This is a genomic window from Pseudomonas sp. FW305-70 (assembly GCF_058783925.1).
In genome coordinates this window covers 39873-63977 of the sequence record NZ_JBYSYZ010000012.1, presented here as the reverse complement: position 1 = coordinate 63977, position 24105 = coordinate 39873, and the positions used below count along the sequence as shown (strand labels likewise).

The following is a 24105-nucleotide window of genomic DNA, read 5'->3' as shown; positions in this document are numbered from 1 at the left end:
ACTACTTTTACCCATCCCCTTTCGATCCAGGAGTACATCCATGAGCACTTATGACGTCGTGATACTCGGCGGTGGCCCCGGTGGTTACAACGCGGCGATCCGCGCCGGACAACTGGGTCTGAAGGCGGCCTGCGTGGAAGGGCGCGCCACACTCGGCGGCACCTGCCTGAATGTCGGCTGCATGCCATCCAAGGCATTGCTGCATGCCTCCGAACTGTACGACGCGGCCATGGGCGCGGAATTCGCCAATCTGGGGATCGACGTCAAGCCCAGCCTCAACCTCGCCCAGATGATGAAGCAAAAGGATGAAAGCGTTACCGGGCTGACCAAGGGCATCGAGTTTCTTTTCCGCAAGAACAAAGTCGACTGGATCAAGGGCTGGGGCCACATCGACGGGCCGGGCAAAGTCACGGTGACCGACAGCGCCGGCGGCAAGACCGAACTCAGCGCCAGGGACATCATCATCGCCACCGGTTCCGAACCCACTCCCCTGCCCGGCGTGGACATCGATAACAAACGCATCCTGGACTCCACCGGCGCTCTGTCACTGACCGAGGTACCCAGGCATCTGGTGGTGATCGGCGCTGGCGTGATCGGCCTGGAGCTGGGTTCGGTCTGGCGACGCCTGGGTGCACAGGTGACGGTGGTCGAGTTCCTCGACCGGATCTGCCCCGGCGTGGACATCGAAGCCGGCAAAACCCTGCAGCGCTCCCTGAGCAAGCAAGGCTTGAGCTTCAAGCTGAGTTCGAAAGTGACCAGCGCCACCACCTCCGCCACCGGTGTACAGCTCAGCATCGAGCCTGCCGCAGGCGGCACTGCCGAGTTACTGGAAGCGGACTATGTGTTGGTGGCCATCGGGCGCCGACCTTATACACAGGGCCTGGGCCTGGAGAACGTCGGCCTCGCCACGGACAAGCGCGGCATGCTCGCCAACAAGGGGCATCGCACCGAGGCCGCCGGAGTCTGGGTGATTGGTGACGTGACCTCCGGCCCTATGCTCGCGCACAAGGCCGAGGACGAAGCCATGGCCTGCGTCGGCAAGACCGAGGAGCAGCTCAAGGCCGAAGGCCGTGCGTACAAGGTGGGCAAGTTTCCCTTCACCGCCAACAGCCGGGCGAAGATCAACCATGAAACCGAAGGCTTCGCCAAAGTGCTGGCCGATGAGCGCACGGACGAAATCCTCGGCGTGCATCTGGTTGGCCCGAGTGTCAGTGAAATGATTGGCGAGTATTGCGTGGCCATGGAATTCAGCGCCTCGGCCGAAGACATCGCCTTGACCTGCCACCCACACCCGACCCGCTCCGAGGCGTTGCGCCAGGCGGCGATGAATGTGGAGGGGATGGCGACGCAGATGTAAGGCTTGAAGCTTGCAGTGACTGATCTATCGCCTTCGCGAGCAAGCCCGCTCCCACATTGGTTTTGTGTGCGCCACAAATTAAATGTGGGAGCGGGCTTGCTCGCGAATCAGGCGACTCGGTTTAGAGCGGCAAATGCTCCAACGGCAACGCCCCCGGCGCCTTCACCGTGTGAATCGCAAAGTTGCTGCGGATGTCGCTCACACCCGGCAGTTTCAACAAACGCCCGGTGAGAAACCGGTCATAGGCACGCAAGTCCGGCACCACCACCTGCAGCAGAAAATCCGACTCCCCTGATACCAGGAACGCCGAAATCACCTCGGGCAATGCCGTCACCGCCAGGCGAAAGGCTTCGGCCTGTTCGTCGTTATGGCGCTCGACCTTGACCCCGACAAACACCGTCAGCCCCAACCCCACTTCGTCGCGATCCAGATTGGCCTGATAGCCGCGAATCACCCCCGCTTCTTCAAGCATCCGTACCCGGCGCAAGCAAGGCGATGCCGACAGGCCGATCTCGTCTGCCAGTTGCACATTACTCAGGCGGCCGTCCCGTTGCAGTGCGGCAAGAATCTTGCGGTCGTAGGCGTCGAGTTTCATGATTTGGCAGATTCCGATGGTGCATGCGAAAGAAAGTGGCAGATTATGCCAATACAGCTCCCGATAGAAGCTGACAACGCAAGCACCTGCCCTGCCCGCCGGCCCTAGACTGGCACGACCGAATCGACAACGAATGGGGGTGCAACGTGGACGGACTCTGGATGTTTTTCATGGCGCTGGCGGTGGTCTATCTGTTGCCGGGGCCTGACATGATCCTGCTGTTGCAGACGGGTGCTCGCCAGGGCAAAGGCGCCGCGCTGGCCACCGCCGTGGGTTTGGGCATCGCCCGGGGCTGTCACGTGGGACTGGCGGCGCTGGGGCTGGCGGCGCTGTTCAAGGCGGCGCCCTGGACCTTCGATGTGGTGCGACTGGCAGGCGCCGCGTACCTGCTGTGGATCGGCATTCAGTGCCTGCGAACCACGATGCTGCCGAACCTCGGAAGCGCCGACACAACCGGCGAAAAACCGCGCTGGAGCATCGCCATCCGGCGCGGATTGCTGACCAACCTGCTCAACCCCAAAGCACTGTTGTTCTGCTCGGTGCTGCTGCCGCAATTCATCAACCCACAGGCCGGGCCGGTGCTCGGACAGTTTGCGACCCTGGGCGTGGTGCTGGTCAGTGTCGGTCTGTTGTTCGACAGCGCTTACGCCCTGATCGGCGCGGCACTCGGCCGCTGGCTGCAACGCAGCCCTTCAGCCCAGCGCCTGCAACAATGGTTGTTCGGCAGCCTGTTGATCGGTTTCGCCGTGCGGCTGACCTTTGTGCAACAGGCTTGAACCTCAGGGCGCCTTGCGGCGACGACGCTTGAACAGCCACAGCGCGGCTGCCGCGAACGCCAGTACGCTACCGACCTGCAACGGCGTCTTGTACGGGCGCAAGGCCGAACGCGCTGCGTCGGTGACTTGAGTCACGTAGCGCTTGTCGGCGTTCTCGAAATCGGGGTACGGGCATTGGTGGCCGAAGTCGGCGGCCCATTCCACGTAAGGCCCTTCATTGACATAACGCTGATAAATCGCACTTTGCTCTTCAAGGCTGCTGTTCCACCCCGAGGCCTCGCACAGCACCGCCGCGAACGCCTGACTGGTGTGAGGCAAGTTATCCGCCGCCCTGCTCGCCAGCGCCGTGGCCACGAAGCGATAGTGATAACGCTGATCGGGCTGGGCGGCGCTGGCCTGCTGACGCTTCACTTCGTCCTCGGCCATCAATGGACCGACCTTGAGTTCGGCGTTTTCAAGGATGTAATTGCCGCCGAACGTGGCGTAATCCGGCGCCATTTCGTAGCCCAGGATATCCATGCCCCACTCACGCGCCGTCCATGCAGCATTGAACAGTGCAGCGGCGCGACGGGTCGGCCACCAGGCTGAATCTGCCGCCTGGCGTTGCTCGCCGTACAACCTGGCCTTGTGCCGCAAGCCGTCATTATCGAAGTACGCCAGCGCTTGCTCGTAATGGCCTTCGCGCAATAAACGCCGCCCCAGCAAATTGCGTAGGCTCGCTGCCACTGGCAAGGGCACGTAGTTGTCACGTTCCTGCTGGGTGAGCGGTGGCGGGGCCGGCACTTGGGTGTCGACGTAGTGCTTGAGTTCTTCGAGGGTCAACACGCGCTCGGCAACAGTGGCGGCGTCGAACCAGTAAATGCTTTGGCTGCGATACAGCTGATCGAAGGCTTGCAGGTAATCCCCGCGTTGCAGGGCGAGGATCGCACTTTCACCCTCGACCCGGCATTTGGGCTGAAGCGTTTCGTAGTCGTAGTCCGGAGTGCGTCGCTCGCCCCAGGATTCATTCTTCGGGAAGGCCTGGGCCGCTTTGGCATAGGCTGCGGCGGCCGCGGTTTTGTCGCCGTCGCGCACCGCCAGTTTTGCCCGTAGCCACCAGGCCAATCCGCCATCGCCGGCATGCTCGAGGAACGCCTTGGCGCTGGCGTAATCGCCCTGTTGATAATTCATCGCCGCCAGGCGGTCGGCGTTTTCGAGACTTCCGCGCGTGCTGTTTTGCAACAGCTTGATCATTTTCTGTTCGTTCGGTGGTTGCTCGCCAAACGACCAGCCCAAGCGGCTGATCAAGGACGCGGTCACCAACTGCTGCACGGGCCGGCCCTTGAGCAACTCGGCCACTTGATCATCCGGCAGCGTCATCAGGTCCGCCATCAACAGCTTCAACGAGGAATAGCCCACCGCGGAACCGTGCAGATTCTGCGTGGCGTACAGTTCGATGGCACGGTTCCAGTCGCCGGCAGCGCGCACGACCCGGGCTTCTTCGCCGAGGCTCGCGACGCCCAGTTCCAGCGGATCGCTGAAGCCGTCGATACTCAGCTGCCGGGTGTGCTCGAAGGCCTTGGCCGATTGTACGAGCAGATCCGGCGCCGCATCGGCTTCAGCACTCATGGCGAACAACGCGCGCCCCAGCGAGTAAGCCGCCCAGGTGCTGCGCGAAGCCCGTTGCTCTGCAGGCAAGGCCAGCACTTTCTTGAAATACCCGGCGGCCAAGGCATTATCACCCGCGCCAAATGCCACAGCGCCGGCCAGGTACCACCTGATCTCGGGCGGCAGTTGCGCGCCTTCGGTTTCAACCTGATGAGCATCCGTCAGGCCGCGCAGGTGTTTCACCAGCACTTGTTGCTCAGCGGAAAGTCCCGCCTGCTCGGCTTGATCCCGTAGCGCTACTGCGTCAGGTTGATCGCTGTAGTCGGCGCCAGAGGTGACGTTCTTCAAGCCGTTGATGGCGTGGCCGAGGCGGCTGATTTCAAAGCTGAAGTTGCCTTCGGGCAGTTCCGCCAGCGACTGGCCACGGTTGTCCAGCAGGCGCATGGGGAAGTCCGGGCCGCAGGCCAGCGCCGAGCCCAGCGGCAGGCTGAGGCTCAGGCAAAGCAAATGACGCGGCCAGTTACGGGTGAACATTCGAACCTCCTTGATCAATGTGTGCGCAGCGAGCCCAACCGATGGCACGCTGTCCGCCGGCCGGAATCCGGCCATCGCGCAGGCGGGTGAAGGTAAGCAGATCCGGTCGCTGTTGCAACGCGTAACCGGCCAAGGCATCGGCCCCTTCACAGCCGCTGACCGCGAGTGTCAGGCGTTCGGGCCAGGCGCTGTCGAGGTTGCCCTGGTTGCTGATGCCGATGTCATAGAGGCCATTGTCGGCCGAGAGTTGCAGCGTCAACTGACTGTCGAGGACATCAGCACGCGCCACGGCGCGCAAGGTGGTCAGGCTCCAGGCCCGGCGGTCGTTGGCTAATGGCAGGCGAAACCAGATCAAGCCCGCCAGATGCTCGGGTGGATCGGCACTCAGTTGGGTGCCGAGGGTGCGCAGCGACTGCGGATCGGCGAGTAACTCCCGGCGCAGACCTTCGCGCTCCAGCGTCACTTCACTTTCCACAACCGGTGCGCCGTCCGTCGACGGCAGCAACGCCACGCCGTAGGCCGGCAGCGCCAGATAGAAAGGTTTTGTCGTGACACGGCTCCAGGCCTTCGCCCATTGCCGGGCCTGATCGGCATCAAACAAGCCACGACGCGGATCGCTCACTGCGTGCACCTGCAACACGCTGCTGTCGACTGTGGATAACAACGCTGGCAGTTCGCGACTGTCGAGCCAGGACGGCAGCGCCGTGATGCTCAGCGGCAGCGAAGTCGGCAATGCTTCACGCAGATGCGCGAGAAATTCGCGGTACGAAGGTAGCCGGGCATTGCCGGCATCGTGGTCGATTTCCACGCCGGCGAGGTTCAACCCTTGCCCCTGCCAATCGCTGATCACCTGTCGGATCTGCGCGGTGATCTCTTGCTGATCGAGTGCCTTGAGCTGCCCATCCAGGCGCACCACCGCAATCACCGGCCGACCATCGCGCCTGAGCAATACCGGATCAATGCGGGCGCGGCTCCAGCCGGCCTCGGGGAAGGCCTGCAAGGCCAGCACCCGCAACGTTGAAAAGTCGGCACGGCTGTCTCTGAGCGCGGCGTCGTGGGCTGGCGTCCACTGTCGCTGCCAGACGTAGAGTTGCTGATCCAGCGGCGGTGCGTCGTGCCTTTCGCATCCGGCGGTCAGTACCAGCGCCAGCAGCAAGGCGATCGAGCGAGTGAATAAAACCATTGAAACGCCTGCTCCTGAAATGCAGAAAGGGCCTCTGCGGCTAATGCCGATCGGTTAAGGGATTGACCAGCGCTGATTGACCTGTGGCGAGGGAGCTTGCTCCCGCTGGGCAGCGAAGCGGCCCTAACAAATGGGCCTGCTGCGCAGTCCAGCGGGAGCAAGCTCCCTCGCCACAGGTTCAGAGTCTCGGCTTATCTGATCGGCCTTAGCCTCTGCGGCCCTTTTCGTTCTGCCACTACCCTACCCAGCCATCAACCAGCGGGCAATGCTCACGGGTAATCATCCTTCAGATATCGAGCACCAACGGCTGCGCCCCCTGCGCCGGAATCGCACAGCAAATCAGCACCTGTCCGTCATCCGGCACCTCCGCTGGCGGCAGTGGGTAATGCACCTGACCGCTGACCAGGCGCGTCTTGCAGGTGCCACAGGAGCCGCCGCGACAACTGAATTCCGGGCGCAGGCCACGGCTTTCCGCCAACTCCAGCAAACTGCCGCCCTCCGGCTGCCAGCGCGCTTCCTTGGCCGAACGCTGGAACACCACGGGCACCGACGTAGTGGCGGCAGGTGGTTGCTCGATAACCACCGCATCGGGGTCCGGACGCCGGCGCAAGGTGGACGGGCCGAAGGTTTCGGCGTGAATCCGCGAGTCGCGAATGTCCAGCTCGCGCAAGCCGTCGTACAGCGCCTGGGTAAAACTTCCGGGGCCACAGACGACAAAGTCCGGCTGATCGTAGTCCTCGACTGTCAGCAGCTCCTTGAGCAGCGCGACGTCGATCCGTCCACTGAGGTCGAAGTCCGCTCCTTGCACCGCCTCGGCTTCCGGTTGGCTGAGCACACGCACCACCCGAACCGCGTCACCGGCATCGTCGAGCAAGCGATCCAGTTCGCCGCGAAACGGCTGGTCGGCCAGCGTGCGCGAACTCTGGATAAACCACGTCGGGCGGATACGGCGGGTGCGCAATCCCTGGTAAACCACCTCGCGCAACATCGACAACAGCGGCGTGATACCCACCCCGGCCGCCAGCAACACCAATGGCCGACGCTCATGGGGCGCCACGGTGAAATGCCCTTGCGGCGCCCGCGCCTCCAACAGGTCGCCGACCCGAATCCGCTCATGCAAATGGGTAGAGACCCGCCCGTCGCGCTTCACGCTGATGCGGAAAAAATCATCGGACGGGGCGCTCGATAAACTGTACGTGCGGATGTGCACTTCACCGTCAATGTTGAAGCGCAGGGGCAAATGCTGCCCGGCCTGGAAAAGCGGTAATCCGGCTCCGTCGGCGGGCTCCAGGTAAATCGAGCGAATGCTGTGGCTTTGCGCTTCAATGCGCGTCACCCGCAACGGCCGCCATTGATCGCCCAGGGCTTTGGCCTGCAAACGCGCCGCAGCCTGCTCCCAGGTGCCGGTGAGCAAACTGGTGGGTGATACGCCGTCGAAGCGCCAGCGTAACGCCAGGGCGGCGGGGCGACGTACGACGTGTTCGACCTCGATTGTCCACAGGCGCTCGGCTCCCTGGAACGCCTCGACCTGCGGGCCCTCGAGGATGATTTCGGTGCGCCCGCTGAGCTGCAGCAAATCCCCGGTATTGAAATCGATGAACAACAACCCGGCCCGGGGATTGAGCAGCAGGTTACCCAAGGTGTTGAAATGCAGGTTGCCGGCGAAGTCCGGAATGGTCAGGCGATTGCCTTCCACGTGTACGAAACCGGCCTGACCGCCACGGTGTGATACATCCACCGAGCGCTCGCCGTCGACCTCCACATAACTGGCAACGAAGAACGTGTCCGCCTCGGCGATCATGGCCTTGGCCGCGTCATCCAGTTCGTTGAAATGTTGCGCGACTCGCGTCGAAGGGTCGGTCAGCGGCACCGAACGAAACTGGCGCAACTGAATGTACTGCGGGCAATTGCCGAAGGACTGATCCACCGTCACCGCGAAACCGCCGGTCGTCATGGCGCGCACATGTCCATTGATGCGGTTGCGACGGCGGGTATGCAACTCGATACCCAACAGGCCGATGGCCGCGCCATCACTCAACTGCGCGGGATCATCAAAGGCAGGCAGGCTGCTGAACTGCAACAAGCCAGGTGCTGGCGAGTGTGCGAATCCGGGCTGACCTTCAAGGATGCTGGCCCAGGGATGACCGTCGGTATCTACCGCTGCGTACAGCATGAACGGCAACTGCTGATAGAAGGTGCGGTGCTGGTCCGGCATCTCGTTGCGAATCACCTTACGACCGAAAATTTCCATTCGTTCGGCAACGCCCACATGCGCCTGCAATTGTTTCTCGCCGGCATGCCAGGGTGAACGGTCCATACGGCTTCTCCCTTGCGCCACTGGCGCAGATCGGGGCGGCCCGGCAACACCGGGCCGCAAGCATCAGGCTGTTTTTTGCAGGCCGGCGACGGTGCGCGGCATGCCGACAAAACCTGGCAAGGCTTCGATACGGGCCAGCCACGCGCGAATATTGGGGTACTCGTCCAGCGACACATTGCCCTCCGGCGCATGGGCGATGTAGCTGTAGGCGGCGACGTCGGCAATCGTCGGTTCAGTGCCGACCAGATACGCTGTATCGGCCAGTTCGTGATCGATCACCTTGAGCACGGTATGGGCGTAGGCAATCACTTCTTCAGCGTTGTAAGGCGCACCAAATACAGTGATCAACCTGGCCCGGGCCGGACCGAAGGCAATCGGGCCGGCAGCCACCGACAACCAGCGCTGGACCTTGGCCGCACCCACCGGATCAGCCGGGAGCCAACGGCCGTTGCCGTACTGTTGCGCCAGATACACCAGAATCGCGTTGGAGTCGGCCAATACCACGCCCTGGTCATCAATGACCGGCACCTGACCGAATGCATTGAGCGCCAGGAACGCCGGTTGCTTGTGTTCACCCTTGGCGAGGTCAACGAAGATCAATTCGGTCGGCAATTTCAGCAGGGACAGCATCAACTCGACTCGATGCGCGTGGCCGGAACGTGGGAAGTTGTAGAGTTTGATCGCTTGCATGGTCGACACCTCGGGTCAGTGGTGCTGTTCAGGAAGGCCAGCGCCGGTGGGTCGTATCTTCCACTCACAAGCAAAACAACAGAATCACCAGCAAACGCAATCCATTATTTCACTGGGTGAAATAACTCAACGCTCAAGCGACGGGTGCTCGCGCAGTGTCTTGACCGCGAAATCCACAAAACTGCGCACCCGGGCCGGGGCTTTGCGCCCGCCTTGATAGAGCACGTGGATGGGTAGTGGCGGCAGTTCGAAGTCAGCCAGAACAATCTCCAGCTCACCGGCAGCCACCTTGCTCGCCACTTGATAAGACAGCACCCGCGTGAACCCCAACCCCAGACTGGCTGCCGTGATGGCAGCCTGATTCGCCGTCACCACCAGTCGCGGTTCAGCCCGCACACTCAGGGTTTCGCCGTCTTCAATGAATGGCCAACTCCTGAGCTGGCCAATGGCCGATGTCGCAATGATCGGCGCCTGAGCCAGTTCCTGTGGATGTCTGGGCCGACCATGGCTGGCCAGAAACTGAGGCGAGGCGCAGATCACCCGCCGCACCTCACCGACGCGGATTGCATGCTGATTGCTGTCGGGTAGCTCGCCGATACGGATGGCCACATCGACGCCCTCCTCGACCACGCTCACCACCCGATCCACCAGCAGCGCGTTAATGCAGACCTCGGGGAACTGCGTCAGGTAGCTGACCATCAGCGGCGTGACAAACAGTTCGCCAAACAAGACCGGTGCGGTGATGGTCAGTTGCCCACGAGGATGGATATGGCTACCCGCTGCCGAGTCCTCCGCTTCCTGCACCTCGGCGAGAATTCTCCGACAGTCCTCCAGATATCGCTGACCGGCCTCACTCAAATACACGCTGCGCGTCGTACGCGTGAGCAGTTGTGTGCCAATACGTTGCTCCAGCGCCGCCACTGCTCGGGTGACACTGGCCGCCGACAGCCCCAAACGCCGCGCCGCCGCCGAAAAACCCTGGTCCTGGGCGACGGCAGCGAAGACCTGCATTTCCTGGAAGCGGTCCATGGGCATGTCCTCATTTCAGATAGATAAATCACAACCGAAGGCCGGGATGTTAAGCGCGGGCGCCCAACAACATGGCTGGGCACCCGACCATCAACTAAATCAACGGGCTACTGCACTCTAGCGCCTCCACCGTAAAAACGAAGCGTGGCCCCCACAAAGAGCGGACCGGGGATTATTGATAATTAATGAGGGTTATTTTCTTGCGACGGGTGCGACTGTCCGCAATGATCCGGCCCCGCCCGCTGAAGCGGCTAATGCCAGACCGGGAAAAAGCGCCTTTGGCTCCACTCCCCATTCCCTTGCGGCATGGGTTCGTCAGCGGACACTATCCACAGCGGCAGAATTCCAGCCTGAGTAATCAGGCGGAATATTCGACTGCTCCTATACTACAAGCCACCCTGTTACCTATTGAGTTTTAGTAGGTACCTCGTTGAATTTTCCCTACATGAAAGAAGGCGTTAGTTGTTGACGCTGGAACGACGGTCCATCGATCCCGCTTTCAAGATTCACCGGTAGGGAAGAGTGAACTTTAAATGGCTGGCTAACCTGGTGACACCGCAAGGAGTTCGAAAATGTTGCGCACTAACATTTCCGCTAGAGCACTGTCCGGGGGTTTGCTCGATGTACTGATACGCGCCGGGCTGATTACGGTGCTGGTACTGTTCTGCTTCCAGATCTTCCACCCCTTCCTCAACCTCATGCTCTGGGCACTGATTCTGGCGATCACCTTGTATCCACTGCATGCACTGATCAAGCGCAAGGTGGTCAACAAGGACGGTCGCGCTGCCACCCTGATCGTGGTGGTCGCCCTGGCCTTGCTGATGGTGCCAATCTACCTGCTGGGCACCTCGATCAGTGAATCGATCCAGGGCACCCTGGCGATCCTCAAGTCCGATACGCTGCATATTCCGCTACCCAGCGAAAAAATCGCGTCGCTGCCGCTCATTGGCCAGCCGCTCTACGACTACTGGATGCAGGCCGCCACCAACATGAGCAGCGTGCTCATGAAGTTGATGCCCTACATCAAGTCCATCGGCCTGACCTTGTTGGGCAAAATGGCCGACGTTGGTGTGGGTTTTCTGTTGTTCATCGGCGCCCTGATCATTGCCGGCGTGTTCATGGCCTATGGCGAAAACGGCGAAAGAAGCGCCCTGGCCATCACCTCACGCCTTTCCGGACCGGAGCGCGGCCCACGCATCACCGAGCTCTGCACCGCAACCATCCGCGCGGTGGCCCAGGGCGTGGTAGGCATCGCGTTCATTCAGATGTTGCTGGTCGGTGTGGGTTTCGTGCTCATGGGCGTCCCCGGTGCCGGACTGCTGGCGATGGTTGCGCTGCTGATGGGGATCATGCAATTGCCGGTGCTGCTGGTGACCCTTCCGGTGATCGCTTATGTCTTCGCCACCGAAGGGACGAGCTTGGCCACTGTTGTGTTTGGCATCTATAGCCTTATCGCCGGGATGGCCGACAACGTCCTCAAACCGTTGATGCTTGGCCGCGGCGTCGATGTCCCCATGCCGGTGATTCTGATTGGCGCCCTGGGCGGCATGGTCAGTGGTGGTTTCATTGGTTTGTTCATCGGCCCGGTGGCGCTGGCGGTGGGCTACCAGCTGTTCTGGCAATGGGTCCAGGACCAACCGTCTGCCGAACTAATGAACGAAACACCAGAGATCGAGGCGTTGAACGAGACACCGCAAATCGGGACCATGAACGATCAGCGTCCCCTCTGAGGAGTTTTCGCTTGATGCCACGTCCTGCTCGCATCAGCCGGCTGCTGCTCTGTGGGACCGCCTTTCTGGGGGGCTGCGTGCAACTGGGCCCGGATTTCCAGTCGCCGGCCCAGCCTTGGGTCGATCACTGGAACAGCCCGGCCTTGGAGCTCGCCGGCCAACAACACGCGCAACCTGATAGCCGCCAATGGTGGCGCGTGTTTAACGACCCGGTGCTGGACCACTTGATGGCCGAAGCCGATGCCCACAACCCCGACCTGCAGGTCGCCGGCCTGCGGGTCATGGAGTCGAGAGCGCAATTGGGCATCGCCCTGAGTGGGCGCTACCCACAATTGCAGCAGGCCAGCGCCGACAGCCTGTACCTGAACCGTCGACAGTCGGGCGGTGCCAACCCCCAGGACACGCATTTCTGGCAACACAGTGTCGGCTTCGATATCGGCTGGGAGCTGGATTTCTGGGGGCGTTTCAGCCGTGCCATCGAATCGGCCGACGCGTCCTGGTTTGCCGCCCAGGCCAACTATGAAAATGCCCTGGTGCTCTTGCACGCGCAACTTGCGCAAAACTACTACGCCTTGCGCACCGCCGAATCACGCCTGGCCATCGCCCGCAGTAACGCCGCCTTGCAAAAACGCAGCTACGAGATTACCGAGCGCCTGTTCAAAAGCGGGGCCGAGGCTGAACTCGACCTGCAACAGGCCAAGACCCAGTACCTGGGCACCCTCAGTACCATCCCGGATTTCGAGAGCCAGGTGGCGAGCTTGCGAAATGCATTGTCCACCCTGATCGGCCAGCCACCCGGCTCCATCCCTGACCTGGATCGCTACACCGGGGTGGTGCCATTGCTCGATACGGCGGTGCTGCAGGATGTACCGGCAAATCTGTTGGTGCGGCGTCCCGATGTTCGTGCGGCCGAGCTGCAAGTGGCGGCGCAGTCCGCGTTGATCGGTGTGGCCGAGACTGACTTGTACCCCTCCATCAGCCTGCTGGGCAGCATCGTCTGGTCTGCCAGCTCGCTCAACGGTGCATCCAATACCCTCGACATGGTGGCCGGCCCCAGCCTGCGCTGGGACATCTTCGACCATGGCCGGATCACCAACAACGTCCGCGTGCAGGATGCGCGCTTGCAGCAGTTGATCGTTATCTACCAGGACAGCGTACGCCAGGCTGCTCGCGAGGCTGACGATGCCGCGACCGGTTTGATCAAGGCGCTGGAGCGTGACCGGATCCTCAGCGATGCATCGGTGGCCGCCGAACGTTCGGTGACCCTGGCCAATGCCCAGTACCGCGAAGGCTATTCGGATTTCCAGCGCGTACTGGATGCCCAGCGCGCCCTGTTTGCCCAGCAGGATATCTACCTGGTCAACCGTGGCACCGCCGTCAACAGCCTGATCGCCCTGTACAAGGCGCTGGGCGGTGGCTGGTACAGCGACCAGCCGATGATCGACCCGGCCACCCGCCAACAGATGCAACAACGGACCGATTGGGGCGACCTGCTCGACGAACCGAAGGAAAATGCCCATGACTGACAGCCCACAACCGGCCGCCGAGAACAAATCGGCACCCGCCGCCGACCCGGCCAGAAAAGCCATCAACTGGGTAGTACTGCTGATCATCCTGAGCCTGGTCTGGTACCTGATGGCCGACCGTTACACGCCCTACACGCAACAGGCACGGGTGCAGGCCTTCATTGTGCCGGTGGCGGCCGAGGTATCCGGCCGGGTGACCAAGGTGCACGTGCGCAACAACCAGGACGTCAAGGCTGGCGAATTGCTGTTTGAAGTCAATCCGGAGCAATACCAGATTGCCGTCGATCGCGCCCGCGCCGACCTTGAGTCGACCCGTCGCCAGGTGGGCGCCAACACGGCTGGCGTCGATTCCAAGCTAGCGTCCCTGCGCGCGTCCCAGGCCAATGAGCTCAAGGCTCGCCAGGATAGCCAGCGGCTGGAGCGCCTGTATCGCGAAGACCCGGGCACCATCTCGCTGCGCCGCCTCGAGATCTCCCGCGCCACCCTGGAAGAGTCCATCAGCCAGGTCGCCGCGGCCAAGGCCGAAGTGCAACGGGCGCGGGAACAACAAGGCGGCAACGAAGACGAAAACGCCCAGTTGCTCAGCGCCGCCAGCAACCTCGAAAAAGCCGAGCTGGACTTGAGCAATACCAAAGTCCACGCGCGCTCGGCCGGCCTGATCACCGATCTGCGTACCGATGTCGGCCAGTTCGCCTCCGCCGGTGCACCGGTGATGACCCTGATCGCCATCCACGACGTGTGGATCAGCGCCGACATGACCGAAAACAACCTCGGCAGTGTCCAGCCCGGGACGCCGGTGTCCATTGTCCTCGATGCCCTGCCAGGGAAAATCTACAAAGGCCATGTGCGCAGCGTCGGCTATGGCGTCGACATCGGCCAGACCACCCAGCCGGGCAGCCTGCCGAAAGTGGAGAACAGTCGCGACTGGCTCCGCCCGGCCCAGCGCTTCCCGGTCATCATCGAGTTCGAACCCGGTGAGTTGACCAGTCCACAAGGCATCCGCTCCGGCGGACAGGCCGAAGTCATGGCCTTTCCGAGCGAAGGCAACCCGTTGAATGTTCTTGGGCGCGTGTTTCTGCGCCTGATGAGCTGGATGTCCTATGCGTATTGAGCGCCCGGCGCGGGTCCAGCGCGCGTTGCGCCTGGGCTTCGGTACGGCGCTGTGCCTGGCGGCGAGCTTCGGCCTGGCCCTGCCCATTCCGTTCCTCGCGCCGATGCTGGCGCTGATGATGCTGGCAGCGATGAACCGGCCGTTGCCGTTCAAGGCCAGCCTGGGTCTGATCCTGATCCTGATGCTGACCACCGGGACCGGCTTGCTGCTGATCCCCCTGCTGCGTTACTACCCGTTCAGTGGCGTGTTGCTGGTCGGACTGTGCCTGTTCATGGCTTTCGGTTACGGCCTGCGTGGTGGCAACCCGCTGGTGGCGACGTTCCTGGTGGTGGGCCTGACCTTGATCAGTGCCGCCGGAACCGCTGAATTCGCCCTGGCGCTCGAGGTGATCGTGGCCCTGGTCAAGGGACTGTTCCTGGCCGTCATGACACTGACCATCAGCCATTGGCTGTTTCCCGACCCCGCCAGCGCCCCACCGGCCAAGCCCGGCCCGAACCTTACGCCCACCGAAAGCAGCTGGCTGGCGCTACGGGCCACGTTGGTGGTGCTGCCGACGTTCCTGCTGGCCATGATCGACCCGGCCAGCTATCTGCCGATCATCATGAAAGCCGTCAGTCTCGGCCAACAGAGCTGCGCAACCAGCGCCCGCAACGCCGGCCAGGAATTACTCGGCTCGACCCTGCTCGGCGGCCTGATGGCGATCCTTTTCTGGTGCGCGCTGAGCCTGTTCGTGAATCTGTGGATGTTTTTTCTGTGGATGCTGCTGTTCGGTTTGCTGGTGGCCAGAAAACTCTACGGCCTGGCCAAAACCCGACAACCACCGAGTTTCTGGCTTAACAGCCTGGCAACCCTGATCATTCTGCTCGGCCAATCTGTACAGGACAGTGCAGCGGGTAAGGACGTCTACACCGCCTTCGCCATCCGCATGGGGCTGTTCATACTGGTGACTTTGTATGCCTGTTTGATGGTGTATTTGCTGGATACGCGGCGGCAACGGCGAATTACGTTCTCCTAGAAACGAAAAAACCCCTGAAAAGGGGTTTTTTCGTTGTGGATAACTTATTCCACGGTGACCGACTTCGCCAGGTTACGCGGCTGATCGACGTCGGTGCCTTTGAGCACAGCGACGTAGTACGACAGCAACTGCAGCGGGATGGTATAGAGGATCGGCGACAGGATGTCGTGGATGTGCGGCATGTGCACCACGTGGGTGCCTTCACCGTTGGTCATGCCGGCCTTCTCGTCAGCGAAGACGATCAACTGGCCACCGCGGGCGCGGACTTCCTGGAGGTTGGACTTCAACTTCTCCAGCAGCTCGTTGTTCGGCGCCACGGTCACCACGGGCATATCGTTATCCACAAGCGCCAACGGGCCGTGTTTCAGCTCGCCGGCCGGGTAGGCTTCGGCGTGGATGTAGGAGATTTCCTTGAGCTTGAGTGCGCCTTCCATCGCTACCGGGAACTGCGCGCCGCGACCGAGGAACAGCGTGTGGTTTTTCTCGGCGAACAGCTCGGAGATTTTTTCCACAGTGCTGTCCATGGCCAGCGCCTCGCCCAGGCGGGTTGGCAAACGACGCAGTTCTTCGACCAGGGTCGCTTCTACGTCTTTGGCCAAGGTGCCACGAACCTGGCCCAGGGACAGCGTCAGCAACAACAGGCCGACCAATTGCGTGGTGAAGGCTTTGGTCGAGGCCACGCCGATTTCGCGGCCAGCCTGGGTCAACAGGGTCAGGTCGGACTCACGCACCAGCGAGCTGATGCCGACGTTGCAGATCGCCAGGCTGGCGAGGAAGCCCAGTTCCTTGGCGTTGCGCAGCGCGGCCAGGGTGTCGGCGGTTTCGCCGGACTGGGAAATGGTCACGAACAAGGTGTCCGGCTGCACCACCACCTTGCGGTAGCGGAATTCGCTGGCGACTTCGACCTGGCAAGGAATACCGGCCAGCTCTTCGAGCCAGTAACGCGCGACCATACCGGCGTGGTAACTGGTGCCACACGCGACGATCTGTACGTTGCGCACTTTGGCGAACAGCTCGGCCGCCTGTGGGCCGAATGCCTGTACCAGCACCTGGTTCTGGCTCAGGCGACCTTCCAGGGTGCGCTGCACCACGGACGGTTGCTCGTGGATTTCCTTGAGCATGAAGTGGCGGAACTCGCCCTTTTCAGCGGCTTCGGCGCCATCACGGTACTGCACGGCTTCGCGCTCGACAGCCTTGCCGTCAACGTCCCAGATCTGCACGCTGTCGCGGCGGATTTCGGCGATATCGCCTTCTTCCAGGTACATGAAGCGGTCAGTGACCTGACGCAGGGCCAACTGGTCGGAGGCCAGGAAGTTTTCCCCAAGGCCCAGGCCGATCACCAGCGGGCTGCCGCTGCGGGCTGCGACCAGGCGATCAGGTTGCTTGGAGCTGATCACTGCCAGGCCGTAAGCACCATGCAGCTCTTTGACGGTCGCCTTGAGGGCCACGGTCAGGTCGTTCAGATCCTTGAGTTTGTGGTTCAGCAGGTGGGCGATGACTTCGGTGTCGGTGTCCGAGGTGAACACATAACCCAGGGCTTTCAGTTGTTCGCGCAGGGCTTCGTGGTTTTCGATGATGCCGTTGTGCACCACCGCCAGGTCACCGGAGAAATGCGGGTGGGCATTGCGCTCGCACGGTGCGCCGTGGGTAGCCCAGCGGGTGTGGGCGATGCCCAGGCGACCGACCAGCGGCTCGGTGGTCAATGCCTGCTCCAGCTCACTGACCTTGCCTGGGCGACGCAGGCGCTCGAGTTTTTCATCGTTGGTGTAGACCGCCACGCCAGCGCTGTCATACCCACGGTATTCGAGGCGTTTCAGGCCTTCGACGAGGATGGCGGTGATGTTACGTTCTGCGACTGCGCCGACAATTCCACACATGCTATTTCTCCTGATTGACAGCCGCGCATATCAAATTGATGCCGCGGGCCTGAATCTGAGCGCGAGCCTCAAGCGGCAGGCGTTCATCGGTAATAAGGGTATGGACGCTGCTCCAGGGCAGCTCCAGGTTGGGAATCTTGCGGCCGATCTTGTCGGCCTCCACCATCACGACGACTTCACGGGCGACTTCGGCCATGACCCGGCTCAGTCCGAGCAGTTCGTTGAAGGTGGTTGTACCGCGAACCAGATCGATGCCATCGGCACCGATAAACAGCTGGTCGAAGTCGTAGGAGCGCAGTACCTGCTCGGCAACCTGCCCCTGGAAGGACTCGGAGTGCGGGTCCCAGGTGCCACCGGTCATCAACAGCACCGGTTCGTGCTCAAGTTCGCTCAAGGCATTGGCGACATGCAGCGAGTTGGTCATCACCACCAGGCCGGGTTGCTGGCCGAGTTCCGGGATCATGGAAGCGGTGGTACTGCCACTGTCGATAATGATGCGCGCATGCTCGCGAATCCGCGCGACGGCGGCGCGAGCGATGGCTTGTTTGTACTTGGAAACCGGTTGACCAAGGTCGGCCACCAGTTCCTGAGGCATGGTGATCGCCCCGCCGTAACGACGCAGCAACAGACCATTGCTTTCAAGTGCCGCCAGATCCTTGCGAATCGTAACTTCCGACGTTTCGAAGCGCTTGGCCAACTCATCCACACTGACTTCGCCCTGCTCAGTGAGCAAGGCGAGGATGTTGTGACGGCGTTGAGGTGTGTTGCGCTTCGACATAAGTTTCGATTCGAAAGATAACGAAAGCAATAAAAACCTAAAATCTTACGGGCGTCAAGCAGGATTGGAGAATTTCTCTATATCTCTTTTATCCACAGAACACCAATGTGTCTAAATGAGCACCCGCCGTTCAATTAGCGCCCCCACTCTGAACTTTGTAAAATTCGCTAAATAAAATGCATGTAACTCTCACTACATACATCTTTTTAAGAGATAGAAGTAGTAATTATATATCGCATCATAGATTCTGAATTTTTATAGCCTGTGACCTCCAGTTAAAGGAGAAACTGTATGTCACAGGGAAATGGCCAGACTCTTTATTTACCGCCAATAGAGATTAATGACTTCGAAGAAAAAACTCGGTCCCGCTTGGGATTAGGTGGTCGAGGAGGAGGATTTTTTGACCGCCGTCAATTGTTAATTATAACTGGCTATGTTGAGCAGCGAATCGCTGCTGCCATTGACTGGCTGATCGATACGACTGAAAGCAGCAAAGCGGTTTTTGCCGAAGAATACGCTCATCAACTTCAATTACTGCCTTCGACTATAGAGTCGGAACTCAATACAATTTTGAGTGCGGCTGGACCATCGCCGGATTTTTCACTGACCGGAAGTATCACCAGAGAGTTAAATGCTGTTCGGCAACTTATACATCAGAGAAACCTGACACTCTCTCAACTCAAATATGAAGCCAATCTATTTTTTTCAAGTGATCCTCTGACAAAAAGTCGACAAGACTTCATCAACACCATTGAACAACGAGACCTTGATGTCACTCCTACTAAGGAGATACGTGACATCTATCCAGCCTGGGCCACCTCCTATTCCGCAGCACAATCGACCAAGCTGGTGGAAGAAGCGTTGAGGCAGTTGAACCAGCGTGCGGACTCACTCACCGCCCGGTATGCAACAGCCCTCGCTCAGCAAGCCCAACAAGAGGCCGAGGCTCAAGCGCTAAAGGCCCAGCAGGAAGCACAGGCCCGCGCATTAGAGGCCCAACGAGAGGCCCAGGTACTACGCGCCCAGCAAGAAGCCGAAGCCCGGGCGCTTCAGGCCCAGCGCGAAGCAGAGGCTCGTGCGCTTCAAGCTCAACGAGAGGCCGAGACTCTAAAAGCTCAGGAAGAAGCCAAGCGAGTAGCTCAGGAGCAAAAACGCAGAGAGGATGAGCAACGCCTCCGGGCGGAGCAAGAAGCTGCTAAAGCAAAAATTAACGCAGGCAATACTTATACGGCCGCCGGCGCTGTTGCGACCAGCCGTCCATTCATCATGGGGGCGGCAGGTATTCTCGCGGAAGTTGAAGCCGCTGGCCTTACCTTATCGGCAGTGATACGTGCAGGTGTCGCCGAACTTATTACCGTTGCAACAGCCGGCCCTGGCGCACTTGTCGCAACCTTTGCCTCACTGGCGCTGTACTCACCAAACCTTGGAAACGGTGATCGTTATGCGGTCAGCGTTCCACTGTCAGAGCTAGACCCTCTTGCCGAAAGCAATTGGCAACACCGCGCCGGGAATTTGATCGACTTGCCAGTGCGGATTGGGGCAGGACTAAGTGACGGGAACGAAAGCTACTTACTAGTGGCTACGAACACAGCTGGAATTCCATCTTCAGTTCGAAGCGTTATTGCTCTATGGGACCCGAAATCGGGTACCTATGGACTCACCACGACAGAAACGCCCCCTAGGCACCTGACCTGGACACCAATCGTAAACCCAGGTAACAGTTCAACAGAAAGCCCTGCGGTTCCTATCGAAACGCCCGTGTATCCGGGTGCAAGTGTCACTCCGGTTCAGCCGCAGGTTGAAACATTACCAGCAATTGCCGACCTGGATTTCGATGACTACATTGTTTGGTTCCCCGCTGACTCCGGCCTCAAACCGATTTACGTCGCATTCAGGAGTAGGCGATTCGAACCGGGTGTCGTAAGCGGGGTAGGGTCGGTGGTCACGGGCGGATGGCTTGAGGCAGCATCGCAATCAACAGGAGCACCTGTTCCCGTGCAACTTGCAGACCAGTTGCGGGGTAAACAGTATGGTCGCTTTGACTCCTTCCGAAGAGCGTTCTGGAAGGCAGTGGCAAATAGCCCAGAATTCTCCGCGCAGTTTCGCAGTGACAACTTATCCTTGCTGATGGATGGAAGAGCCCCACTCGTACCTTTTAATGAAATGGTTGGTGGTAAAATAACCTTTGAGATACATCATAAAATACATATTTCAAAAGGTGGTGCGGTTTATGATGTTGACAACTTAATGATAGTCACTCCTAAGCGTCATATCGAAATTCACTCTGGAGGGAAAAAATATGAAGAATAAGGATTTTTCTGAATATACAGAAGCAGAGTTCATGACTTTAGTACGAGACATATTCGATGGGGCTAAAAACTCTGAAAAGAAACACCATGCCGACGTAATAGAGTTCAACCGCATTGTCGGGCATCCATCCGGATCGGACTTAATTTATTACCCAAATAGTAGTATGGATCCTACCCCTGATAGTGTAGTTAACGAGGTCAAAGAGTGGAGAGCAAAAAATGGTATGCCAGGGTTAAAAAGTAGTTAATCGGCACGCTATCGAGAACAAGCCTGTTTCCACTATTAAGTGGAAGCAGGCTTCTCAACAATTGGAGGACTTACTCACAATAAGTCCATCCGTATCAGTTGTGGATAACTCAGCTCTTTTTAACCTTCTCCGGCCGCTTCCAGCCATCGATGTTCTTCTGGCGAGCACGCCCGATGGCCAACTGGGATTTATCCACAGTCGACGTAATGGTCGAACCAGCCGCTGTGGTCGCGCCGTCGAGGATATCCACAGGCGCCACCAACGAGTTGTTGGAGCCAATGAACACATCTTCGCCCAACACGGTTTTCCACTTGTTGACGCCGTCGTAGTTGCAGGTGATGGTGCCAGCACCAATGTTGGTGCGCGCGCCGATCTCGGCATCGCCCAGATAAGTCAGGTGACCGGCCTTGGCGCCTTCGCCCAGGTGCGCGTTTTTCAATTCGACGAAGTTACCCACATGCGCGCGGGCTTCCAGCACGGTACCTGGACGCAGACGAGCGAACGGACCGGCGTCGCTGCCTTCACCCAGGATTGCACCTTCGATATGGCTGTTGGCCTTGATGACCACGCCTTTGCGCAGGGTGCTGTCCCTGATCACGCAGTTCGGGCCGATCACCACGTCGTCTTCGATGACGACCTTACCTTCGAGGATCACGTTGATGTCGATCAGCACGTCGCGGCCAACTGTGACTTCACCGCGGATATCGAAACGAGCCGGGTCACGTAGCGTCACACCTTGAGCCATCAAACGACGACCGGCGCGCAATTGATAATGCCGTTCCAGTTCGGAAAGCTGCTTGCGATCGTTGGCGCCCTGCACTTCCATGGCGTCGTGCGGTTGCTCGGTGGCCACCACCAGACCATCGCTCACGGCCATGGCAATGATGTCGGTCAGGTAGTACTCGCCCTGGGCGTTGTTATTGGAGAGACGGCTCATCCAGTCGCCAAGACGGGCAAAAGGCAGCGCCAGAATGCCGGTATTGCCTTCGGTGATTTTGCGCTCGGCTTCATTGGCATCTTTCTGCTCGACAATGGCCGTGACCTTGCCCTGCACATCACGAACAATGCGGCCGTAACCGGTCGGGTCATCCAGCTCTACGGTCAGCAAGCCCAATTGCTCTGGCCCCACCTGCTTGAGCAGACGTTGCAGGGTATCGACTTCGATCAACGGCACATCGCCATAAAGCACCAGCACGGTGTCGGACTGAATGAACGGCACGGCTTGAGCAACGGCGTGACCGGTACCCAGCTGCTTATCCTGCAGGACGAAGTTCAGATCATCCGCCGCCAGACGTTCGCGCACGGCATCGGCGCCGTGGCCGATCACCACGTGAATGCGCTGTGGATCAAGTTGCCGGGCGCTGTGGATAACATGGCCGAGCATGGAGTTGCCGGCAATCGGGTGCAAAACTTTCGGCAAAGCTGAACGCATACGCGTGCCTTGGCCAGCAGCGAGAATAACGATTTCAAGTGACATGACTGGCTACCAATCCTGGGTGGTCAGCGGCTGCGACCAGGTTGTAAAAAACGGAAAAGAAAAAAGGGTAGCCGAGGCTACCCTTTTTAATCAATCGCACAACAAGCGCAACCTTAGTGGCCGAACTTCTTGCGGATCTGCTGGACGGTGCGCAGCTGGGCTGCAGCCTCGGCCAGACGTGCGGCAGCAGAACCGTAATCGAATTCAGCGCCACGTTCATGCAAGGCCTTCTCGGCAGCCTTAACGGCTTCCTGAGCGGAGGCTTCATCCAGATCGGCAGCACGTTGCACGGTGTCGGCAAGTACCTTGACCATGTTCGGCTGAACCTCGAGGAAACCACCGGAGATGTAATACACCTCCTCTTCCCCGCCCTGCTTGACCAGGCGGATCGGACCTGGCTTCAGATTAGTGATCAGCGGCGCGTGACCCAGGGCGATACCAAGATCACCCAGTGCACCGTGCGCAATCACCATCTCGACCAGACCGGAAAAGATTTCCCCTTCCGCGCTGACGATATCGCAATGGACTGTCATAGCCATCTGATTGCCTCAACCTAAATTAGCGCCCGTTGCCGGGCGCCGGGATTACAGTTTCTTGGCTTTCTCGATCGCTTCTTCGATGCCGCCAACCATGTAGAACGCTTGTTCTGGCAGGTGGTCGTAGTCACCGTTGAGGATGCCTTTGAAGCCAGCAATGGTGTCTTTCAGGGAAACGTATTTACCCGATGCACCGGTGAAGACTTCAGCCACGAAGAACGGCTGCGACAAGAAGCGCTGGATCTTACGAGCACGGTTTACCAACTGCTTGTCGGCTTCCGACAGCTCGTCCATACCCAGGATCGCAATGATGTCCTTCAGTTCTTTGTAACGCTGCAGCACGTACTGAACACCGCGAGCGGTTTCGTAGTGGTCGTTGCCGATCACGTTCGGGTCCAGCTGACGCGAAGTCGAGTCCAGTGGGTCTACCGCCGGGTAGATACCCAGGGAAGCGATGTCACGGGACAGAACGACGGTGGCGTCCAAGTGGGCGAAGGTGGTCGCTGGCGACGGGTCGGTCAAGTCGTCCGCTGGTACGTATACCGCCTGGATCGAAGTAATCGAACCTTGCTTGGTCGAAGTGATGCGCTCTTGCAGCACGCCCATCTCTTCAGCCAGGGTCGGCTGGTAACCTACTGCCGAAGGCATACGGCCCAGCAGTGCGGATACTTCAGTACCGGCCAGGGTGTAACGATAGATGTTGTCGACGAACAGCAGAACGTCGTTACCTTCGTCACGGAACTTCTCGGCCATGGTCAGGCCGGTCAGTGCTACGCGCAGACGGTTTCCCGGCGGCTCGTTCATCTGACCGTAAACCAGTGCCACTTTGTCCAGAACGTTGGAGTCCTTCATCTCGTGGTAGAAGTCGTTACCCTCACGAGTACGCTCACCCACACCGGCGAACACGGAATAACCGCTGTGCTCGATGGCGATGTTACGGATCAGTTCCATCATGTTTACGGTCTTGCCTACACCGGCACCACCGAACAGACCGACTTTACCACCCTTGGCGAACGGGCAAACCAGGTCGATAACCTTGATGCCCGTTTCCAGCAGCTCGTTGCCACCGGCTTGTTCAGCGAAGGTTGGCGCAGGACGGTGAATGCCCCAACGCTCTTCTTCGCCGATCGGGCCAGCTTCGTCGATCGGGTTGCCCAGTACGTCCATGATCCGGCCCAGGGTCGCTTTACCGACCGGTACGGAGATGGCTGCGCCAGTGTTGTTGACGTCCAGACCGCGCTTCAAGCCTTCGGTGGAGCCCATCGCAATGGTACGAACCACGCCGTCGCCCAGCTGCTGCTGAACTTCCAGAGTGGTTTCGGCGCCTTGAACTTTCAAGGCGTCGTAGATGCTCGGTACGCTGTCGCGTGGGAATTCCACGTCGATAACGGCGCCGATGATTTGAACGATACGTCCGCTACTCATAGCTG

19 protein-coding genes are annotated in these 24105 nt (G+C 59.9%); 8 read left to right on the top strand and 11 right to left on the bottom strand.

The features are described from left to right. The first annotated feature begins 40 nt into the window (after positions 1 to 40). On the top strand, positions 41 to 1357 hold the full coding sequence (locus AC3WN7_RS11860; protein WP_102673722.1) for a dihydrolipoyl dehydrogenase family protein: 1317 nt from the start codon (positions 41 to 43) through the stop codon (positions 1355 to 1357). A 121-nt stretch (positions 1358 to 1478) separates the two neighbouring features. On the opposite strand, the gene AC3WN7_RS11855 is transcribed toward AC3WN7_RS11860, so the two are convergent. Then, a complete protein-coding gene (locus AC3WN7_RS11855) occupies positions 1479 to 1952 on the bottom strand; it encodes an Lrp/AsnC family transcriptional regulator (RefSeq protein WP_007969928.1) in 474 nt (157 codons plus the stop codon). Between the two features lie 146 nt (positions 1953 to 2098). Between AC3WN7_RS11855 and AC3WN7_RS11850 the strand changes: the two genes are divergently transcribed. Next, a complete protein-coding gene (locus AC3WN7_RS11850) occupies positions 2099 to 2728 on the top strand; it encodes a LysE family translocator (protein ID WP_102673721.1) in 630 nt (209 codons plus the stop codon). Positions 2729 to 2731: 3 nt separating this feature from the next. Here the strand turns inward: AC3WN7_RS11850 and AC3WN7_RS11845 are convergent, their stop codons facing one another. The 5 genes from AC3WN7_RS11845 to AC3WN7_RS11825 form a co-directional block, all read right to left on the bottom strand. Next, complete coding sequence (locus tag AC3WN7_RS11845) at positions 2732 to 4849, bottom strand: hypothetical protein (protein ID WP_102673720.1); 2118 nt, start codon at positions 4847 to 4849, stop codon at positions 2732 to 2734. Then, entirely contained in the window at positions 4836 to 6032 is a 1197-nt protein-coding gene (locus AC3WN7_RS11840) for a DUF3142 domain-containing protein (protein ID WP_102673719.1), read from the bottom strand. Before AC3WN7_RS11840 ends, AC3WN7_RS11845 begins: the two co-directional genes overlap by 14 nt. Before the next feature lie 286 nt (positions 6033 to 6318). Continuing rightward, positions 6319 to 8349 carry a pyridoxamine 5'-phosphate oxidase family protein gene (locus tag AC3WN7_RS11835; RefSeq protein ID WP_102673718.1) on the bottom strand — a complete coding sequence of 677 codons (2031 nt, stop codon included), beginning with the start codon at positions 8347 to 8349 and terminating at the stop codon, positions 6319 to 6321. Positions 8350 to 8412: 63 nt separating this feature from the next. Further along, positions 8413 to 9039 carry a glutathione S-transferase family protein gene (locus AC3WN7_RS11830; RefSeq protein ID WP_095964398.1) on the bottom strand — a complete coding sequence of 209 codons (627 nt, stop codon included), beginning with the start codon at positions 9037 to 9039 and terminating at the stop codon, positions 8413 to 8415. 126 nt (positions 9040 to 9165) lie between these two features. Then, complete coding sequence (locus AC3WN7_RS11825) at positions 9166 to 10068, bottom strand: LysR family transcriptional regulator (protein WP_095964399.1); 903 nt, start codon at positions 10066 to 10068, stop codon at positions 9166 to 9168. Between the two features lie 572 nt (positions 10069 to 10640). On the opposite strand from AC3WN7_RS11825, the gene AC3WN7_RS11820 reads away from it, so the two are divergent. From AC3WN7_RS11820 to AC3WN7_RS11805, 4 genes are read left to right on the top strand one after another with little or no spacing between them, the layout of a single operon-like run. Then, on the top strand, positions 10641 to 11798 hold the full coding sequence (locus tag AC3WN7_RS11820; RefSeq protein ID WP_095964400.1) for an AI-2E family transporter: 1158 nt from the start codon (positions 10641 to 10643) through the stop codon (positions 11796 to 11798). 14 nt (positions 11799 to 11812) lie between these two features. Beyond that, on the top strand, positions 11813 to 13324 hold the full coding sequence (locus AC3WN7_RS11815; RefSeq protein ID WP_102673717.1) for an efflux transporter outer membrane subunit: 1512 nt from the start codon (positions 11813 to 11815) through the stop codon (positions 13322 to 13324). Beyond that, on the top strand, positions 13317 to 14435 hold the full coding sequence (locus AC3WN7_RS11810) for an HlyD family secretion protein (RefSeq protein ID WP_102673716.1): 1119 nt from the start codon (positions 13317 to 13319) through the stop codon (positions 14433 to 14435). The genes AC3WN7_RS11815 and AC3WN7_RS11810 overlap by 8 nt, the downstream gene beginning before the upstream one ends. After that, a complete protein-coding gene (locus AC3WN7_RS11805) occupies positions 14425 to 15450 on the top strand; it encodes a DUF2955 domain-containing protein (protein WP_102673715.1) in 1026 nt (341 codons plus the stop codon). The genes AC3WN7_RS11810 and AC3WN7_RS11805 overlap by 11 nt, the downstream gene beginning before the upstream one ends. Positions 15451 to 15494: 44 nt before the next feature. Here AC3WN7_RS11805 and glmS read toward each other — a convergent pair whose 3' ends face one another. Both glmS and AC3WN7_RS11795 read right to left on the bottom strand, forming a co-directional pair. Next, positions 15495 to 17327, bottom strand: coding sequence for a glutamine--fructose-6-phosphate transaminase (isomerizing) (gene glmS / locus AC3WN7_RS11800; protein WP_102673714.1), 1833 nt, complete (start codon positions 17325 to 17327; stop codon positions 15495 to 15497). Between the two features lies 1 nt (position 17328). Next, positions 17329 to 18105, bottom strand: a complete 777-nt coding sequence (locus AC3WN7_RS11795) for a DeoR family transcriptional regulator (protein WP_102673713.1) — start codon at positions 18103 to 18105, stop codon at positions 17329 to 17331. A gap of 291 nt (positions 18106 to 18396) precedes the next feature. Between AC3WN7_RS11795 and AC3WN7_RS11790 the strand changes: the two genes are divergently transcribed. Both AC3WN7_RS11790 and AC3WN7_RS11785 read left to right on the top strand, forming a co-directional pair. Beyond that, on the top strand, positions 18397 to 20415 hold the full coding sequence (locus AC3WN7_RS11790; RefSeq protein WP_102673712.1) for a pyocin-S2/colicin E7-DNase domain-containing protein: 2019 nt from the start codon (positions 18397 to 18399) through the stop codon (positions 20413 to 20415). Next, on the top strand, positions 20405 to 20662 hold the full coding sequence (locus AC3WN7_RS11785; RefSeq protein WP_102673711.1) for a bacteriocin immunity protein: 258 nt from the start codon (positions 20405 to 20407) through the stop codon (positions 20660 to 20662). Before AC3WN7_RS11790 ends, AC3WN7_RS11785 begins: the two co-directional genes overlap by 11 nt. A gap of 109 nt (positions 20663 to 20771) precedes the next feature. Here the strand turns inward: AC3WN7_RS11785 and glmU are convergent, their stop codons facing one another. From glmU to atpD, 3 genes are all read right to left on the bottom strand, one after another. Beyond that, positions 20772 to 22139 (bottom strand): bifunctional UDP-N-acetylglucosamine diphosphorylase/glucosamine-1-phosphate N-acetyltransferase GlmU, encoded by a 1368-nt coding sequence (gene glmU / locus AC3WN7_RS11780; RefSeq protein WP_102673710.1) that lies wholly within the window; start codon positions 22137 to 22139, stop codon positions 20772 to 20774. Positions 22140 to 22252: 113 nt separating this feature from the next. Continuing rightward, positions 22253 to 22678, bottom strand: coding sequence for a F0F1 ATP synthase subunit epsilon (locus tag AC3WN7_RS11775; RefSeq protein WP_007969909.1), 426 nt, complete (start codon positions 22676 to 22678; stop codon positions 22253 to 22255). 45 nt (positions 22679 to 22723) lie between these two features. After that, on the bottom strand, positions 22724 to 24100 hold the full coding sequence (atpD, locus tag AC3WN7_RS11770) for a F0F1 ATP synthase subunit beta (protein WP_007969907.1): 1377 nt from the start codon (positions 24098 to 24100) through the stop codon (positions 22724 to 22726). Between the last annotated feature and the right edge of the window lie 5 nt (positions 24101 to 24105).

Bases quoted from the DNA above. Each gene is read 5' to 3' on its own strand.
- AC3WN7_RS11860 (WP_102673722.1), top strand. From the start codon at position 41: ATGAGCACTTATGACGTCGTGATACTCGGCGGTGGCCCCGGTGGTTAC.
- AC3WN7_RS11855 (WP_007969928.1), bottom strand. From the start codon at position 1,952: ATGAAACTCGACGCCTACGACCGCAAGATTCTTGCCGCACTGCAACGG.
- AC3WN7_RS11845 (WP_102673720.1), bottom strand. From the start codon at position 4,849: ATGTTCACCCGTAACTGGCCGCGTCATTTGCTTTGCCTGAGCCTCAGC.
- AC3WN7_RS11840 (WP_102673719.1), bottom strand. From the start codon at position 6,032: ATGGTTTTATTCACTCGCTCGATCGCCTTGCTGCTGGCGCTGGTACTG.
- AC3WN7_RS11835 (WP_102673718.1), bottom strand. From the start codon at position 8,349: ATGGACCGTTCACCCTGGCATGCCGGCGAGAAACAATTGCAGGCGCAT.
- AC3WN7_RS11830 (WP_095964398.1), bottom strand. From the start codon at position 9,039: ATGCAAGCGATCAAACTCTACAACTTCCCACGTTCCGGCCACGCGCAT.
- AC3WN7_RS11825 (WP_095964399.1), bottom strand. From the start codon at position 10,068: ATGGACCGCTTCCAGGAAATGCAGGTCTTCGCTGCCGTCGCCCAGGAC.
- AC3WN7_RS11820 (WP_095964400.1), top strand. From the start codon at position 10,641: ATGTTGCGCACTAACATTTCCGCTAGAGCACTGTCCGGGGGTTTGCTC.
- AC3WN7_RS11815 (WP_102673717.1), top strand. From the start codon at position 11,813: ATGCCACGTCCTGCTCGCATCAGCCGGCTGCTGCTCTGTGGGACCGCC.
- AC3WN7_RS11810 (WP_102673716.1), top strand. From the start codon at position 13,317: ATGACTGACAGCCCACAACCGGCCGCCGAGAACAAATCGGCACCCGCC.
- AC3WN7_RS11805 (WP_102673715.1), top strand. From the start codon at position 14,425: ATGCGTATTGAGCGCCCGGCGCGGGTCCAGCGCGCGTTGCGCCTGGGC.
- glmS (WP_102673714.1), bottom strand. From the start codon at position 17,327: ATGTGTGGAATTGTCGGCGCAGTCGCAGAACGTAACATCACCGCCATC.
- AC3WN7_RS11795 (WP_102673713.1), bottom strand. From the start codon at position 18,105: ATGTCGAAGCGCAACACACCTCAACGCCGTCACAACATCCTCGCCTTG.
- AC3WN7_RS11790 (WP_102673712.1), top strand. From the start codon at position 18,397: ATGTCACAGGGAAATGGCCAGACTCTTTATTTACCGCCAATAGAGATT.
- AC3WN7_RS11785 (WP_102673711.1), top strand. From the start codon at position 20,405: ATGAAGAATAAGGATTTTTCTGAATATACAGAAGCAGAGTTCATGACT.
- glmU (WP_102673710.1), bottom strand. From the start codon at position 22,139: ATGTCACTTGAAATCGTTATTCTCGCTGCTGGCCAAGGCACGCGTATG.
- AC3WN7_RS11775 (WP_007969909.1), bottom strand. From the start codon at position 22,678: ATGGCTATGACAGTCCATTGCGATATCGTCAGCGCGGAAGGGGAAATC.
- atpD (WP_007969907.1), bottom strand. From the start codon at position 24,100: ATGAGTAGCGGACGTATCGTTCAAATCATCGGCGCCGTTATCGACGTG.